The organism is Vibrio neonatus, from assembly GCF_024346975.1.
GTDB lineage: Bacteria > Pseudomonadota > Gammaproteobacteria > Enterobacterales > Vibrionaceae > Vibrio > Vibrio neonatus.
In genome coordinates, this window is sequence record NZ_AP024886.1 from 724059 (window position 1) to 739845 (window position 15787).

The window sequence follows — 15787 nt, forward strand, 5'->3', positions numbered from 1 at the left end:
TAGCGTTTATCGCTGTGTATTAAAGCTGAGTTTGCTAAAAATCCGATAAACTTTGTTTATCGGATTTTTTATTGTCTATTTAATTCCTGATCCAATTGATCACCTAAATAACTGACTAATCAACCATATCATCTATGTATGGAAAGCGTTTTGTAAAAGACTGTTCAATTTTTGTGTCGTTAAGGCAGAGATCTGTCATTTCGTTGTCAATATTGGTGTTGGATTTGGAACGCATGATGGTTTGGGAGTATAGTGACACAATTCCAGTTAAAACATGTTGTACTCTTTGAGAACTTTACTTCTATTCATCAGCTTACTGCTAGTAAGCCCTGTATTAATGGCGAAAACACTGCCCCAAAGATTAGATGCTTTGGTGGGTTTGTTCGTCTTTAAAGATGCTAAAGATGTGTACGATATGCAGGTCATCCAAGCGGATTTCCCAACCGCTTTAATTGATCCTAATTCTATGTTGCCGCAAACCAGTAAGTATCCGTTAAAGGATATTCAATTGCTGTATCGTTTGGAGCAAAACTGTAAAGGAAAGCTACCTCTTAGCCCTGCAGTTACCGAACCATTGGTATTTACGCGAGCCATGTGTCGCGGTACCAAACTGCCTTTAAAATGGTTTGCTCGTTCAAACCCTATTCACCCAGGTGGCGGTACATATGCCGCTCGCTATGTAAAAGCACATCCAGAGCGAGCGAAAGAGCTTGAGCCTTACATGCACATCAGTGAGAGAAAACTGGCTGAGCCAAGCTCGCTGCTTGGTCGCTTGCAAGTGATGCACAGTGATGGCATTGCCTCTTTGTTATCTGGCGCTCCTATGTTCTTACAAGATAAAGAGTTTTGGCTTCGTAAGGGCGATAGTTACTTTGTGTTTGATATTAAAGTGTTAGAGCAAAATGCGACTCAAGCTGAGTTGAGTTTTATGCCCATTTCTCAAGTGAGCGAATGTTTCTTCGAAAGGGGCAATATTTGTTGGAAGCAACACGATAATAGCCACCTTATCAAGAAGTTAGTCTATGTATTAGTGTTCTTGAATGTCACCTTGATTGTGGGTTGGTCTATCTACCGCTGGAACAGCAAGCGTGAAGAAATGCGTAGTCGCATGTTGATATTACAGATCCTTACCCATGAATTACGCACGCCGATTGCCAGTTTATCTATGACGGTTGAAGGTTTTCGTCGCGAGTTTGAACACTTGCCTGAATCGGTATATGACGAGTTTAGACGTTTGTGTGAAGACTCACGAAGGTTGCGCCAGTTAGCAGAGGCAAGTAAAGATTATCTGCAATCGGATAACCAAGCGCTGGCAACCGAGCATCTGCCGTCGATGCAAGAATGGCTCGAATATAAAGTAGAAAATTATCCAGGTGACGTTGAACTAAAACTGGATAAAGACATTGAAGTACAAATCAACATTTATTGGCTAGGTACGTGTATCGATAACTTGGTCAACAACGCTATTAAGTACGGTGTAGGTAAAGTAGAACTTTACGTACATAGAAGTGATAATACGCTCACTATTGAGGTTCAAGACCAAGGTCAACTCAGCGCTAAAGATTGGAAGCAAGTACGCAAACCTTTTGTTAGCGAAGCTGGCTTAGGCTTAGGCTTGACCATTGTTGAATCTATGGTGGGCAGAATGGGGGGCAAGATGAAACTTATTGGCCCACCGACAAAATTCGTGATGGAGATCCCTTGTGGAACAGACACTACTACTCGTTGAAGATGATAAAAACTTGGCCGATGGCCTATTAGTGAGCTTGGAGCAAGCTGGCTACACCTGTCTGCATTCTGAAACTATTGCTGCGACGACTGAGTTATGGTCAAAAGCAGATTTGGTTATCTTAGACAGACAATTACCCGATGGTGACTCTATTTCGCACCTTGCGGAGTGGAAAGCAATCAAATCTGTACCAGTTATTTTATTGACGGCACTGGTGACCGTAAAAGATAAAGTATCTGGCCTTGACGCTGGTGCAAATGATTACCTGACCAAGCCATTTGCCGAAGCTGAGCTATTTGCTCGCATTCGCGCAAACTTACGTGTGGTTGATGGTGAGTCTCAATTTGATGACTCAAAAGTAATCACAGACAGCTTAGTGATTGATAAAGCGACTCGTGAAGTGTATTACCACGATGAAAGCATTTCGCTCACTCGTACCGAGTTTGATTTGTTGATGTTCCTAGCGAGTAATCTTGGTCGTGTATTCACTCGTGACGAATTGTTGGATCACGTATGGGGTTACAACCATTTCCCAACAACGCGTACGGTTGATACTCACGTACTGCAACTGCGTCAAAAACTGCCGGGTATCGATATCGAAACCTTACGTGGTGTTGGTTACAAGATGAAAAGCTAATGAAGCGATTGTTAGCGACGTTATTATTATTACCGCTTGCCACGCCAGTAACGGCGAATGCTCAGTGGTTTGAAGAAAATAATATCGTCACGCAAATGCATCAAAAACTGCTAGAAGATGATCTCAATGGAATGTTTGAGCTCATGGTACAAGTGTGGCAACAGGAATCGACCGATAGCCTAGCGTCACACTTGGATTCATTGCTAAAACAAGCCACGGAAAAAGACTGTGGGAAAAGCTTAATTGCTGAGGGTTTCCCAAGTTGGATTGACTCAATCACTATCGAGAAAGTGTCACTGCAACGCCCAGGTCGATTGTCTAACAAACTGGCTTTGAATATTTTGACCGATAAACCGTTGGTTTCGGTCAAACTGATCGCATGGCCAGATTCGAGCATCTCGAATAACGTTATCGACCAACGCAGTTACGAAGAAACCACCGATGATAACCGTACCTTGCAACATACAGAAGCAACGTACAGTTTAAATAAGCCGTTAAAAGCAGGTTTGTATCAGCTTGTTTTAGAAGATAATACACAACGACTCTGGACGCATTGGTTAATTATGAGTGATGCCGATCCTGTACACGTAGTGCGATGGGATTCTCAAGACAGTTGGGCGGTCGATAAAAAACGATTGCTGAATCGTTACTGTCCATTGCCAGTGCAAAAAGTCACTGTCTATGACTATAAGGATGGTAAGTACAATACGGTTTGGAATAAGTCGTATGAGTCTACCTATCCTGTTAGACTACCTGCCAACGCAGTACCGCCTGATCGTTATGTTGTAAGTGTCTCGATGACACAATCACAATGGCAAGGGCCAATCCTATTTCAGGACAAGCGTATAATCAGTAAGACTGTCGACTTCGCAGACGAGTAGGGCAGAACCAAAGGAAACACTATGTTTGATGATTTACCTCCGCTGACTCACGAAGAGCAGCAGAAAGCGGTTGAACGCATTCAAGAACTAATGGCCAACGGCATGAGCACCGCCCAAGCGATTAAGCAAGTAGCCGAAGATATACGCAAAGAGTTCAAAAAAGACCAAGAGCAGTAATGCTCTTGTTTTTTAGATACCTAACGCACTATAACTAATTACTTTTAAAGGCGTAAATTAGCTTAATCTATGAAAAAGACAAATAATCTGCGTGAAACCAGTTGAGCTAAAGTAATGATTTATATCTAATTTAATTTATTTATCAATAGCTTATTATTTAATGCGATCATGCGGTTTCGTTCGAGGCTTTTCAATGGTTATGTCGTCAGTATTTTATGCTGTGTGAGGTTTGTTGTTCGAAATGACGATAAGAACAAGCGTAATAAAGAAACAAAACACGCGATTTGGCATGAAATCAAAGAGCGTGATAGATAAAGTGAGTTGGGTTATTGGCCTGATTTAGGTCATTGGTTACGTCTAGTCAAAGAACTGACTGTGTGACATTGTCACTAACAATGAATCGAATCCATGGGTAAACCATGCATGCGAATTCCTTTGTTATGTGCGGATAGCAAGAGCAGCCTTAAACCAAACTTGATAACTGGCTATAGTCGTTATTTCATTGTTGTTTTCAAGAGATTGTATCGAGCGATGGCATTTGATTAGCTTTTAAAGAGATAGGCTTTAGAATATGGTTGGAAAGCGACATGCAGATTTCAGATTAATGTTTATGAGATATCGGAACGGACGTAATCGAGTTTTTGTTGTATGTTGGCTTTAGTCATAAAATCCGACAGTACTGGTTGTATATACAGTAAATTTGTAGTGGAAGTACTACATTAACATTTGTACTTCATGTCAATCCAATTTAAAAATGTCTCTCTATTTTTCTAATTAGAAATGTCACTTTTTAAAGATTGACTATTCTTTGGTATTGGAGGATTTGAATAACTCAGGATTGGTTAGAACTGGATTAATAGCCCTGAGTTGTTCTTTTAAAGCTCGTTGTTGGGCTTTTCGTCTTGGTGATTTTTTACTTCTACTGCGTTTTTGTTGTTCATCAAAGTCATCTTGTTTTTGCTTAGCAAACTTCAGTACATTGCCTAAACGTTTGTTATCGACTATTTGAGCTTGATTTACATTTTCTAACTTATCGAAGATTTTGAAGTTAAGCTTTTTGTAGCCATAACAAATGGCAATATGTCCATCTGGATAGTCGAGTACTTTCACTGTTTCATGAACCAATCGAGCGTTTTCTTCAGTGTTTTCAATTAGGTAAACAACCTTGTCATACTGGAATGTCAGTGCATTTGAGAGCTTTCTTGTTTCTTGCCAACTAAAGATATCATCAAGTTCTTCAGAAGATTCGCGAACCTTACGGTGCATGTCTTTTGGGTAGTTTGCAGGCTTACTAAAACGGAGGTTAAAGTCGTCAATAAAGTAGGGCAACCATGTATTAGCTTCCTCAATGGTATTAATACCTTGTAGTCTCATTTCCTTAACTAAACGATCTTGAAGCGTCAAATTAGCTCGCTCAACACGGCCTTTAGCTTGAGAGCTATTAGCACATATTAACTCAATGCCAAGCTCTCTAAGAATACGGCCATATTGCGTTTCACCAACACGTTTATGTTTTTCTTGATTTACACGAAATATCGAGTGTTTATCGCTGTAGAACGCAACTGGTTTTCCGTGTTCATTCAGGTATTCACGAGTCGCAAGCATATAGTCAAATGCAGACTCAGTTTCACTGAAACGAAGGTTCATTAGGCGACCAGTGGCATCGTCAATAAACACCAGAAGACAACACTTATCACTGCGTCCTTCAAACCAGTCATGGTGAGAGCCATCAATTTGAATTAGTTCACCAAGGCAATCTCGACGATAACGTGGTTGGTAAACTCGGGGCTTACGTTGAGAATGAGGGATCCAGAGGCCATCAGCTATCATCCATTGCCGTAAAGTTTCAACAGATACTCGGAGGTTATGGATTTCAGATAATTTTTCATGAGCCAACGAAGGACCAAAATCAGGATAATACTGAGTAATAGTATCTAAAATATAACTTCGATAATCCGATGGGAGTTTATTATTGCTGGGTTTACCTCGTGACTTATGAGACAAACCGGCTGCGCCATATTGGCGTAGCCGATTCATCAGACGTTGAACTTGTCTAACACTAAGATTTAAAAGTTCAGCCGCATCAATACGGCGGAGTCGGCGTTCACATACATCTTGAATTACTTTAAGACGATCGATTTCATTATCACTCATAGCTATCAACATTCCTAAGCCTCCAAAACTAAGTCAGATATTAAAACGATAGTTCAAGACTCAGTTATAGTGACATTTTAACTTTGATAAAAAGTGACATTACAACTTTGGACTTACACTCTAAGTGCGCATTATCAATGTTATGTTAAATAAGGTTTATTAGAACCATCAATCTCTATTACTTCTAGTTTTGTATCCCCTTTTTATAACGCATACGTTACATAACAAGCTTAGTGGTCCCTTGAACAGTCTGTATTAGAGATTCTTTTTAAATCGTAGTGTTAAAAATTTAGATGGTATTAATTACCTACGAGCGGAAAACTTCGAATCACTATCGATCAGTCATCGCTACACTGAATTTGTATAGGATCTTATAGCGAGTCTCAATGTGATAACTTTCGGCTTTTACGCAGTTAGTTCATTAGTATCTTCTACTACGTGTAATTACAGTCATTCGAGAACCCACATCATTCAATGTTTCTTGCTCGCATGCCAGTTGCATTTGAAGTTAATAGTCCAATATTTTCGCTGATAGATGCACCTCAATGATTTAGCAGACTTGTCAGCTAATTTTAAACAGAAGTCACCCGTAGATAGAAGCAGCGCGTTTGGGTGGTTTGTTGGTAGATGTTAGCTTTAGAATAATCTGTTAGATACCATCAGGCCACTTAATGAGTTGGACTAGAAGCGTTCTCTATTATCTTTCACCACAAAACAAAGAGTTCAATCGTAAATAGCAGACTATCTACGATTGAGTATATGAAAATACTACCTACATTTTCACCTTATACTGCAAATCCCGAGCTTCATCACCTGTCATGCCACGAAATCCCCAACAATGTGCTGGTTGTTCTTTGATGGTAATTTCGATATCAATTGGAGATATGCCTAATTCGGCTTCGATATCTTTAAATAAGGTTTTGATGAGATTCTTTTTGGTATCAATTTGACGGCCTTCCATCATATTGATTTCTATCACTGTGTAAGCTGCTGTTCTTCCGCCAGGAAAGAAGAAATCATCTTGGTTCATTGGAATAAAACGATGAGCACGTTTATCATCGGGCAAACTAAGAGATTTACTCATCGCACATTGAATGATGTCTGACAGTTGTGCCTTGATTGGGTTTAAATGCTCTTTGATGCCGTAAATTACTATCATTGCGTGACCTATTTTTGATGATGTTTATGAGAAATTAAAACGTGATTCTGTGGTTGATACACGCTTATAGGTGTCGCAATCATACGCTTAATCTCAGGTCTTAGTAGTAAATCATTGTTTTTTAATGGCTTATGAAATTTTAATATAACGGACGGCGTTGGTATTTTAGTATTTTAGATTGGTAATCATATTTAGTTATAGTGCGTTAAAAGCTATTTTAAAAGCCCGATTATGATCTCGGGCTCAACGAATATACACGTATTGCCGTTAATATTAACCGCCAGCAAGCTTAACTGTATGTCCTTTCTTCTCAAGATGAGCTTTGATCTTATCTCTACTATCACCTTGTATTTCGATAACGCCATCTTTAACAGAGCCGCCACAACCACATACTTTCTTAAGTTCTGCAGCCATCAATTTCAGGCCTACATCATCAAGGTCGAGACCGGTAACTAAACAGACTCCCTTCCCTTTACGACCTTTGGTTTGTCGTTGAATACGGACAATACCATCACCTTTAGGGCGTTCAATTTTTTGTTCTTCAGGCTTAATGCGCCCTACGTCGGTTGAATATACAAGAGACATACGTCTGCCTTATCTTAGAAGTTATAGGGATGATTTTAACACTTAACCCAGCCAATATTCACTATTGGTTTTGCATTACCTAAAGAATATTTTTCACTAACTCTTTCCAATCAAGTGGTTAGCGTCTATTATTCGTTTAATTGTATTTAGTTATAGTGCGCTAAAATGAGAAAGAAATGTATCCCAATCACAGATCCAGTGCTAAAAAAGCAAAGCTGCGCCCGTTTCAATAACAAAGTGAGCATTGAAGACTTCGATACGCTGACCCAACGCCAGTACAGTCGTAATTCATTGTTATCTATGTATAACGACTGGAACCACTTTGTAGAATTCTGCGCCAGCAAAAAGGTCTCAGCTATTGTGGCATCGACTATGGCCGTGCGTCTGTTTTTAGAGAAACAAACTCAAACCAGAAAATATGCCACTATCAAACGAATGGCGATCACTATCGGTTTAGTGCATAAGTTTCATGAGTACCCCGACCCTTGCAACCACCGTCAAATTAAAATGTTACTCGCTCAATTACGTTTGGATAAAAAAGGCGATGCAAAACAGGCTGAAGCGTTTAACTCTGAGCATCTACATCTTATTCAGCAACAGTTAGACGCAGAAAGTAGCCTAAAGCAATTGCGCGACGCTGCTATATTATCGGTAATGTTTGAGTGTGCGATGAAACGTAGTGAGCTAAGAACGCTACATTTTCATCAACTGACCTTTGATATTATCGATGATAATCCGATTCAGTTGAGCATCAATGACAACAACTATCAGTTATCTGAGCAAAGCAGTGAAATAGTTAAACGTTGGCTACTAATGTTACCCGAACATTTAGGTCCGGTGTTTCGACGGATAGACAGACACGGCAATATTGGTGACGAGCCTTTAGATTCATCTTCAATTTATCGAGTATTTAGAAGCGCAGAGACGCAATTGGATATTCCACTGAAACTGTCGGGTCAGTCAGCTCGAGTGGGCGCAACCAAAGAGTTGGCGAAACAAGGTTATAGCGTGCGTGATATTACAGATTTTGGACGTTGGTTAAGCCCAGCAATGCCTGCGCAATATCTTGGTAAACAAGTATTGGCAGACAGTGAAAGGCTTAAATTTAAATCGATAAAACCTTGGGATTAAAGTGCAGATTTTACCGCTTGAGCAAGGTAGTCAGAGAAACAGTGACCGTTATTGCTGAGCATTTTAGGGAACATTGAAATCGGCGTCATACCTGGGAAGGTATTCACCTCGTTCAAATAGATTTCACCATCTTCCGTTAAGAAAAAATCGATTCGAGACAGATCTTTCAACCCCATTTGCACAAAAACTTTGTGTGAGTATTCTTCAATCTTCTGACGTTGGATATCGGTCAGATCTTTAGCTTCAATTTCAGTGGTTGAATGGCTATCAGAGCTGTATTTCTCTTCATAAGAATAGAAAGTACCCGATGGCGCAATCACTTCACCTGGAGCGGTAATGTACAGCTTACCTTGGTATTGATAAGCGGCAACTTCGAGCTCTCTCGGCTTCACTGCTTTCTCAACCAATACTTGTTCAGAGTAGTTAAAAGCATCAGTCACCGCGCGTTGTAGTTCTGATATTTCCGTTACCTTGTAACAACCAACTGAGGAACCTTGACGCGCCGCTTTGACAAATAAAGAACCCCAAGTATCAAGGGCTTGCTGAGTCTTTTCGATGCTTTGTGAATTATTTTCCGTTAGGAACAAATATGGCGTATTTTCTACGCCAATAGCGTCATACCAAAGTTTAGAGGTGATTTTATTAAAACTATTGCTACTCGCTTCAGGACCACAACCAAAATAAGGAATACCAGCAAGTTCAAATAGAGATTGAATGTCGCCAGTTTCACCCGGATAACCATGAATACACGGCACGATGTAATCGATATTCGACCTTGCACCGCCAGCCACTAAATCCCCAGAATGAATATCTAAGTAGCATTCTTGCTTTTCATTGTTAAGCCATGAATTGTTAACGATTTCTACGCGAATTACGTTGAATTCGCTGGTGAGTTCTAATTGTTGCTGCACATAATCAGCGGAAACTAAAGACACCTCATGCTCTGAAGAACCACCACCACAAAGCAAAAGAATATTAATGTTCGACATCTTGATAAACCCAATAGATCTTATACGTAGTTATTTTAACAGCAGAAAGTGATCTGTTGCTGCCAATTCTTTGTCAGTAAAATTCTTAACAAACGGTTTTAGCTTTTGGAAACGCTCAGGTAGAGCCACAACGGCGGCTTTGGCGTGATCATAATCGCCATAATCGCCCATTACCACCGAGTAAACCACTTTGTCATTGATACTTTTAGTTTGTAACCAAAGTGTTGACTCTGTTTGCAGCCCCTCGGCGAAGGTTTGCGCTTTTTCTTTATCTGACAACGTTGCCAGTTGGATTGAAAAGCCTTTACTTGGTGCGTTTAGCGATGCGGTTGCAACAACAGGCGTTACGCTCGAAGCTGTAGACTGCACGCTGTCGTCTTGCGCATTCGTCATCGTTTCGGCGTTTGCTGTCGTATCATCTGTAGTTACATCGCTTGTGGTCGTATCTTGTGCAATTGGCGTCGCCACAGGTGTCAAATCTTGCTCTTCAATTTGAGGATTTTGCGCATCCACCTCAGCTTGAGTTGTTTGATAATTCTCTTGATAACTTTCCGATTGTATATCTGTTTCGTACTCGCTTGAGCTACATGCAGCTAACAACAAAGCAAGTGAAACTATCGCCGTCTTTTTCATCATAATTCTCATTCACACTCGATTATCAAAATCATGCCCATCATCCTTTGCATAATCAAGGAAAAGCCTTTGCCTAAGCGCAATTAGACGTGATCAAAAGCTCACTTTTCAGCCTTGATGCTATAAACAGGTTAAATTTGTCACACTGATGATGTAAACAGCTTTAAAATTAAACAGATACTTCTTTTAGGACACACACCTATGAGCCCTATGGATTCATTGTTTAACCCAAGTGCCATCGCCATTATTGGAGCGTCAAATAGACCCATGTCTCCGGGAAAAGTCATGGTAGATAACCTACTTCTTTCTGGTTTTAGTGGCACAGTGTTACCTGTTAACCCTAAGCATACCTCCGTATCTGGCGTATTGTGTTATCCCAATATCGACGCCCTACCCCTGACGCCAGAATTGGCAATCATTTGTGTCGACCATCAAGAGTTGCCTTCTTTATTTAAAGATTTAGATGACAAAGGGATTCGCGCAGCCATCTTAATTGCCAATTCATTGTTTGATGAGCAGCAACATCAAGCCCTTAAACAGCAAGCTAAATTGCACAACATCCGCATTGTGGGGCCAAACAGCTTAGGCTTGTGTATGCCTTGGGCTTCTATTAATGCCTCCTTGTCACCGGTTAAGGTACTACCGGGTAAAATCGCGTTTATTTCTCAATCGGCAGCCATCGCCACAACCGTACTGGATTGGGCGAATGACAAACAAATCGGTTTTTCAGCCTTTGTTTCTATTGGCAGTATGGCCGATGTTGGCATCGCTGAAGTCATTGATTATTTGAGTATGCACAGTAAAACTGAGGCTATCTTGCTGTATGTGGAACATATTCAAGATGCAAGACGCTTTATGTCAGCGGCGCGCGCGGCATCGCGCAACAAGCGAGTTTTAGTGTTAAAGGGAGCGCGTTCTGAGGTAGGCAAAGATCTTTCCATGCTCCATCACGGCGGCAGTAAATCTTTGAATGTGGTTTATGACTCAGCATTTGATCGCTGTGGATTACTTAGGGTGCATTCTACTCATGAATTGTTCGCGGCGGCTGAAACCCTGACGCATTCTATTCCACTGAAAGGTAAACGTTTAGCCATGATCAGCAATGGCTCTGGCCCCGCAGTCATTGCCAGCGACGTACTGCAACACCTTGGAGGAAAGTTAGCTGAGTTTTCGGATGAGATTCTAGGGAAACTAAAAACAGTGTCGAACGAATGTGCTGTTAACCCAATCGATTTATCAGGGGACTGGCAAAGTAGCAAGTTATTAAAAGCATTTACACTGCTGTTAGACAGCAAAGACATCGACGCCATCTTGGTGCTCTACAGCCCATCAGCCATCTCAGATCCTCTCAGTACCGCTTCGCAGCTTCTTGAGATCTACCGCAAACACCCAAACAGAAAACGGATTAATTTATTAACCAACTGGCTCGGTGAAACCTCGGCAAAACCAGCGCGCAGTTTGTTTTCCAAGCACGGCATTCCTACTTATCGAACGCCAGAAAGCAGCATAATGGCGTTTATGCATTTGGTACGCTATCGTGCCAGCCAAGTTCAATTGATGGAAACACCTTTATCAATCGAGCATATTGCGCAAGCCGGAATTAAAGCAAAAAATCTATTGCGGCAACAAACTGAGCCTGAGCTGAGCATCGATAAAATAGCGCAGTTACTGGATTGCTACCAAATCCCTACTCTTAGCCATGACAAGGCGAAAGAGACAACAGTGAGCTTACACCTTAACTGCGACCCCACTTTTGGGCCGGTTATTTTACTGGGTAACGAGCAACATCAACTACAACTTAAAGAGCACCAATTCAATACACAACAATTGAACGACCAACACTGTGTGGCTGGCTTCCCGCCCTTAAACGATAAACTCTCTAAGCTGTTGATCAAAAACGCGCTACAACGACGTAAGCTATCACCCATATCAAGCACACAATTTGAGTCTTTAACCCAAATATTAGTTCGCTTTTCTCAGCTCATCGTTGACCAAGGGTGTATAGAATCGATGCATCTCAATGTCAGCTTTAATCACCTTGGGCATTGCCAAATCACCCCAATCCACACACGTTTAAATAATGCTATCGAGCGTCCTTTGGCAATACTGCCGTATCCCATTGAGCTTGAATCAACCGTCACCTTAAAAGACAACACTCAACTGCTGTTGCGCCCAATCCGCCCTGAAGATGAACCCTTGCACGCGCAGTTTATTAATAATGTCAGCAAGGAAGATCTTTATAAGCGATTTTTCAGTGACGTCGGCGAGTTTGATCATCAAGCTCTTGCCAACCTCACTCAAATTGATTACGACCGTGAAATGGCCTTAGTGCTGGTTAAAGATAGGCAAATCTTAGGCGTAGTGCGCGCGATTACCGATATTAGAATCAATAGCGCTGAGTTTGCGGTACTGATTCGCTCTGATATGAAAGGCAAAGGACTGGGGCGGATTTTGATGCAATCAATCATCGATTATTGCAAACATAAAGGTATACAACGTATGGATGGGATGACGATGCCATCGAATAAAGGCATGGTCACGTTGGCACAAAAATTAGGGTTTTCAGCTAAAGTAGACTTTGAAGAAGGCGTGGTTGAGATGGAACTTAACTTATACCAATCGTACTAAATAACTGGTCATTCTAGCTTGTTAAAATGCTCGATAACGACGTTAGAATTTTTGATTGTAGAATAAAGCGGTTAATTCTGTTCGGATCAGTTATCCGTCAAACACTAAAAAGCCAACTCATTTGAGTTGGCCTGCGTATTTTGCAATCAAAAAGACAAACAAAACTGGATTATTGCAAAATAATCGCAGTTATTTGCCTGCTTTGATCTCTTTAATCACCATTACCGTTGAAGCAGCAATAAATGTGACGATTAGCGCTAGTTCCATATTTCTTCCACCCGTTATCAGTACATTACGTTAAAGACACAAACTTCAACACAATTGTAACAACAAGTGACGGAATGTATAGCTTTTATTCGGATTTATTCAGGGTAACCCTTCGGATTTTCCGATTGCCAGCGCCAAGTATCTTCGGTCATCTGTTGTAAAGTGCGGTTTGCCTTCCAACCTAACTCGTTTTCAGCCTTGGCAGGATCGGCCCAACACTCTGCAATATCACCCGGTCTGCGCGGTGCAATTTTGTAAGCGATGCTTTTACCGCTAGCTTGTTCAAAGGCTTTCACCATATCAAGTACACTGGAACCATTGCCTGTACCTAGGTTAAAAATATGCAATCCAGACTTAACGCCAACGCGCTGCAGTGCGGCAATATGACCGTCTGCTAAATCCATCACGTGAATGTAATCACGTACGCCGGTGCCATCTGGTGTTGGATAATCATCACCAAACACAGATAGATACTCACGACGTCCAACCGCAACTTGCGAGACAAAAGGCATTAAGTTGTTTGGAATGCCTTGTGGATCTTCGCCTAACTGACCACTTGGGTGAGATCCCACAGGGTTAAAGTAGCGCAGTAACGTGATGCTCCAATCTGGATTTGCCTGTTGGAAATCCGTTAAGCACTCTTCTACCATAAGTTTACTACGACCATAAGGGTTGGTCGCACTGGTTGGGAAATCTTCAGTAATTGGCACGGTATGCGGGTCGCCATACACAGTGGCTGATGAGCTAAATACTAAACGATTCACGCCAGCGTCACGCATTGCATCTACAAGCACCAATGTGCCATTCACATTGTTGTCGTAATACTCTAACGGCTTAGCCACTGATTCGCCGACTGCTTTCAATCCGGCAAAATGAATCACAGCATCAATATCGTATTGTTTAAGCGTTTTGACTAATAAGGCTTTATCGCGAATATCGCCTTCAACAAATTCAACCGTCTGCCCTGTTACCAAGCGAATACGCTGGTTCACACTGGCCTTACTATTGTATAAATTATCAAAAATCACAGGCGTGAAGCCTGCTTCTAAAAGCTGGATGCAGGTATGGCTACCGATATAGCCCATACCGCCAGTTACAAGTACTTTCATGAGTTTCGCCAACTGAGTTAATTACCCGCCAGATTACCTTATTTTAGCCCTTTTGAAAATTTGTCAGGCGTTAAATTCTGGTGAAGATTATCGGTAATTAATCAAAAAACCGTTTTATATCAAATGGATTTATGCAGGCGAATTGCTATTATCGAGTTTGTTTAATGAAGGGTAACTACATAAAGTTACTTATGCCACGCATTATACTTGCGCTAAGTGCTTTAAAAAGGAGATAAACAATGAAACTCAATTGTGATGTCGGTGAGAGCTTTGCTTCATGGAGCAAGGGTGATGATCAGCTGATCATGCCCTACCTCGACATGGCCAACATTGCCTGCGGTTTTCACGCCTCCGACCCAGATACTATGTCCAAAACAGTCGCTTTAGCAAAAGCGCATAATGTTTCTATTGGCGCACATCCCGGATACGCCGATCTGCAAGGTTTTGGTCGCCGCTCAATAGCGCACAGCCAACAACAAATTGTGCACCTTACGCTTTATCAAGTTGGTGCTTTGCAGGGGATCTGTCGCCTGCATCGCACGCAGGTTGACTACATCAAACCCCACGGCGCACTTTATAACGATATGATGCAAGATATTGAGCTATACAGCGCCATGTTACAAGCGGCCAGTATCCTAAATTTACCGTTAATGATATTGGCTACCGAACGCAGTGATTATGTGCAATTAGCCAAGCAAGCGAATGTCACTTTGATTCATGAAGGGTTTGCTGACCGACGCTATGGCGCCAACAAACAACTTGCGCCTCGCTCATTGTCTGGCGCTGTGCTTGAAGACGTTAAGCACGTCGAACACCAAGCAAAGGCAATGCTCAATAAGCAAAGCTTTAAAAGTATCGACCAGCAAGATATTCGTCTGCACGCCGATTCTTTATGTCTACATGGCGACAATGCCAATGCACTGGTTTTTGCGAAATGCCTGCGCCGCTTAATTGACGATCAGCAACAATGAATAACTGCAAAGCAACTATCTATTCAAAAACAGATGTGCCCAACCTGGATATGCCCACAATTGCGCGCGTAGGCGAATGTTGTGTCCTAATTGAATTTGCTAAAGATATTACGCCCAGTCTGCCAGCGGTAATCAATAGCGCAGTGCATCGCATCAAACAAACACTGGTGCCCGCGCCAATTAATTGCGTTCAGTCCTACACGACTCTATTACTGGAATTTTCACCGCTGAGTTTTGATTGGTCACACATTACAACCCAGCTCACCCGTTTGTTGGCAGAGCATACGACAACGGATAACTGCACTGCGCACCCCATTATTGAAATCCCTGTTTATTACGGCAAATCGGTGGCATTGGACGCCGAGCGCTATCAACGCCTGACAGGGCTTTCACTATCGGAAATCCAAACGCTACACAGCAGTGTTACCTACCAAGTGTACGCTCTTGGCTTTTCGCCAGGATTTGCCTTTATGGCCGATGTGCCTAAAGCTTTGCAACTTCCACGTTTAGATTCGCCGCGAGCCGTGGTGCCACAAGGCAGCGTCGCAATTGCAGGGCCACAAACGGCAGTTTATCCGCAAGCAAGCCCCGGAGGATGGAATGTGATTGGCAGAACGCCAATCGAACTGTATACACCCAATAAATCGTCGATGTCCTTGTTATCGGCCGGCGACAATGTTTGCTTTGTACCCATCTGCGCAGCTGAGTTTAAGTTACTCGGAGGCACGCTCTAAATT

The 15787-nt window shown here is 41.9% G+C and carries 14 protein-coding genes; 8 read left to right on the plus strand and 6 right to left on the minus strand.

Going from position 1 to position 15787, the window contains the following annotated elements; all coding sequences use genetic code 11:
• Positions 1-274: 274 nt before the first annotated feature.
• Genes vxrA through OCU38_RS15560 form a run of 4 tightly spaced genes read left to right on the plus strand, consistent with a single transcriptional unit; the run spans position 275 to position 3424 of the window.
• Complete coding sequence (gene vxrA / locus OCU38_RS15545) at positions 275-1729, plus strand: sensor histidine kinase VxrA (RefSeq protein ID WP_261824415.1); 1455 nt, start codon at positions 275-277, stop codon at positions 1727-1729.
• On the plus strand, positions 1704-2366 hold the full coding sequence (vxrB, locus tag OCU38_RS15550; RefSeq protein WP_261824416.1) for a response regulator transcription factor VxrB: 663 nt from the start codon (positions 1704-1706) through the stop codon (positions 2364-2366). The genes vxrA and vxrB overlap by 26 nt, the downstream gene beginning before the upstream one ends.
• A complete protein-coding gene (locus OCU38_RS15555; protein ID WP_261824417.1) occupies positions 2366-3247 on the plus strand; it encodes a DUF2861 family protein in 882 nt (293 codons plus the stop codon). The genes vxrB and OCU38_RS15555 overlap by 1 nt, the downstream gene beginning before the upstream one ends.
• A 21-nt stretch (positions 3248-3268) precedes the next feature.
• Entirely contained in the window at positions 3269-3424 is a 156-nt protein-coding gene (locus OCU38_RS15560) for a YoaH family protein (RefSeq protein ID WP_021713585.1), read from the plus strand.
• Between the two features lie 801 nt (positions 3425-4225).
• On the opposite strand, the gene OCU38_RS15565 is transcribed toward OCU38_RS15560, so the two are convergent.
• The 3 genes from OCU38_RS15565 to yciH form a co-directional block, all read right to left on the minus strand.
• Positions 4226-5578: an ISNCY family transposase gene (locus OCU38_RS15565; protein WP_261824199.1), complete on the minus strand. Its 1353-nt coding sequence runs from the start codon at positions 5576-5578 to the stop codon at positions 4226-4228.
• A gap of 772 nt (positions 5579-6350) precedes the next feature.
• Positions 6351-6737, minus strand: coding sequence for a tautomerase family protein (locus tag OCU38_RS15570; protein WP_261824418.1), 387 nt, complete (start codon positions 6735-6737; stop codon positions 6351-6353).
• A 273-nt stretch (positions 6738-7010) separates the two neighbouring features.
• Positions 7011-7322, minus strand: a complete 312-nt coding sequence (yciH, locus tag OCU38_RS15575) for a stress response translation initiation inhibitor YciH (RefSeq protein ID WP_021713801.1) — start codon at positions 7320-7322, stop codon at positions 7011-7013.
• A 165-nt stretch (positions 7323-7487) separates the two neighbouring features.
• Between yciH and OCU38_RS15580 the strand changes: the two genes are divergently transcribed.
• Positions 7488-8453 (plus strand): tyrosine-type recombinase/integrase, encoded by a 966-nt coding sequence (locus OCU38_RS15580; RefSeq protein ID WP_261824419.1) that lies wholly within the window; start codon positions 7488-7490, stop codon positions 8451-8453.
• Here OCU38_RS15580 and OCU38_RS15585 read toward each other — a convergent pair.
• Together OCU38_RS15585 and OCU38_RS15590 are read right to left on the minus strand one after the other, a co-directional pair.
• A complete protein-coding gene (locus OCU38_RS15585) occupies positions 8450-9442 on the minus strand; it encodes a D-alanine--D-alanine ligase (RefSeq protein WP_261824420.1) in 993 nt (330 codons plus the stop codon). The two genes, OCU38_RS15580 and OCU38_RS15585, sit on opposite strands and share 4 nt — an antisense overlap.
• A 30-nt stretch (positions 9443-9472) precedes the next feature.
• A complete protein-coding gene (locus tag OCU38_RS15590) occupies positions 9473-10078 on the minus strand; it encodes an SPOR domain-containing protein (RefSeq protein ID WP_261824421.1) in 606 nt (201 codons plus the stop codon).
• 198 nt (positions 10079-10276) lie between these two features.
• Between OCU38_RS15590 and OCU38_RS15595 the strand changes: the two genes are divergently transcribed.
• Positions 10277-12703, plus strand: a complete 2427-nt coding sequence (locus tag OCU38_RS15595) for a bifunctional acetate--CoA ligase family protein/GNAT family N-acetyltransferase (protein ID WP_261824422.1) — start codon at positions 10277-10279, stop codon at positions 12701-12703.
• A gap of 362 nt (positions 12704-13065) precedes the next feature.
• Here the strand turns inward: OCU38_RS15595 and galE are convergent, their stop codons facing one another.
• Positions 13066-14079, minus strand: a complete 1014-nt coding sequence (galE, locus tag OCU38_RS15600; protein ID WP_261824423.1) for a UDP-glucose 4-epimerase GalE — start codon at positions 14077-14079, stop codon at positions 13066-13068.
• A gap of 239 nt (positions 14080-14318) precedes the next feature.
• Here galE and OCU38_RS15605 point away from each other — a divergent pair, with 239 nt between their 5' ends.
• Positions 14319-15050 carry a 5-oxoprolinase subunit PxpA gene (locus tag OCU38_RS15605; RefSeq protein WP_261824424.1) on the plus strand — a complete coding sequence of 244 codons (732 nt, stop codon included), beginning with the start codon at positions 14319-14321 and terminating at the stop codon, positions 15048-15050.
• Positions 15047-15784: a 5-oxoprolinase subunit PxpB gene (gene pxpB / locus OCU38_RS15610; protein ID WP_261824425.1), complete on the plus strand. Its 738-nt coding sequence runs from the start codon at positions 15047-15049 to the stop codon at positions 15782-15784. Before OCU38_RS15605 ends, pxpB begins: the two co-directional genes overlap by 4 nt.
• The last annotated feature ends 3 nt before the right edge of the window (positions 15785-15787 follow it).